We start from the raw sequence: 1319 nt of genomic DNA on the forward strand, positions 1-1319 counted from the left end.
CTTCGATCCGAGTGGACCGGCAGCGGTGCAGCCCATCGACCAACCCGGCCACATAGCGAGCCTGACGTGCAGTGTGCGGCCCGGGACTCCGGAAATAGTTGGGGATGCCATGGGCCGCGACGACGTCGTCGTTGCCGGGGGTGGTGTTGATCAGCACCCGCGCGGTCAGCGTCTGGCCGTCGGCGGTGGTCACCGTCCAGGCGTCCGCGCCGTTGTCGAACTGCTTTTCCACTGCGGTGGGGGCGACGGTGAAGTTGTTCAACTCTCCGTGGACGCGGCTCGGGTCGCCCAGCACAATCGCGTCGATGACACCGATGGAGTCACCGCCGCCACCGCCGCCGTGTTCGCTCACAGGAACCCGGCCCGCCGCCACATCCGCCGGCCCAGCCGGCCCATCAGGCCGACCCCTTCGAAAAACGCGGCCAACGGCGCGAAGGCCGACCGGCAGTAGGCGTGGAAGTGCGGGTTGGCACGTGCGACTCGACGCGCCTCGCGTCCGTCCAGCCCGGCTCGCTGGTAGACGACTGGAAGGGTGAACAGGTGCCGGTAGAACAGGCCGCCCGCGCCTTGCAGATTGGCGAGGTAGACGCGCCGATACCAGGGCAGCGCTGGCACGTCCCGGCGCAACCCGTCGCGGGCGAACTGGATGTGGCGAGCCTCTTCGGTGACGTGAATCCGCATCAACCGCGCGACGATCGGCTGCAAGTCGGGGTCGTCGAGAATCTGGCGTTGCAGCGCGTCGAAGATCTCCTCGCCGAGCAGCGCGGCCGCCCACAGCACGCTGCCGCGAAACAGCTTCGGCAGCAGGTTGATCATCACCCGCTGGTAGTACTTGGGCCGCACCGGTACACCGCCGATGCGGTCGATCGCCTTGCCGAACATCACCATGTGGCGGGTTTCGTCGCCGAGCTCGGTCAGCTTGTAATGGGTGGCCTTGGCGGAGGGATTGCGGTGCATCATGTCGCGCAGCAGCGCTTGATTGAGGATGTTCTCGAACCAGATGCCGGCCGACAAGACGTTGACCAGCTCTTGGCGGGTCAGGTCGATCTGCTGCGCTCGGGTCATCGACTCCCACAGCGACGTGCCGTACAGCGTGCACATCCGCGGCGGCAGGAAGAACTTATCAGGATCCAGCGGGGCGTCCCAGTCGATGTCGACGACCGGAGCGTAGGACTTCTTCACCGAACCCTGCAGGAGGCGCTCGGCGAACTCTTCCCGAGTCGGCTCGCTTCGTCTCACCGCCGTAGTCATCGCAGAAGTCCCCTTCTTTGCCGGTGTGCTTACAAAAGTTAGGGAGAACAAGCCGAAGATGTCAATAC

At 65.5% G+C, this 1319-nt stretch carries 1 protein-coding gene and 1 pseudogene; both read right to left on the minus strand.

Annotated elements, in window-relative coordinates; translation table 11 throughout:
* Positions 1-352: pseudogene (locus AC2VOU_RS03720) on the minus strand (hypothetical protein); the annotation flags it as partial.
* Positions 349-1251 (minus strand): AurF N-oxygenase family protein, encoded by a 903-nt coding sequence (locus AC2VOU_RS03725; RefSeq protein ID WP_486956136.1) that lies wholly within the window; start codon positions 1249-1251, stop codon positions 349-351. The pseudogene AC2VOU_RS03720 and the gene AC2VOU_RS03725, both read right to left, overlap by 4 nt.
* Positions 1252-1319: the final 68 nt, after the last annotated feature.

The sequence above is a fragment of the Mycobacterium sp. TH-M25 genome, from assembly GCF_057473665.1.

Excerpts from the sequence above, each read along its gene's own strand:
- AC2VOU_RS03725 (WP_486956136.1), bottom strand. The coding sequence starts at position 1,251 with ATGACTACGGCGGTGAGACGAAGCGAGCCGACTCGGGAAGAGTTCGCC.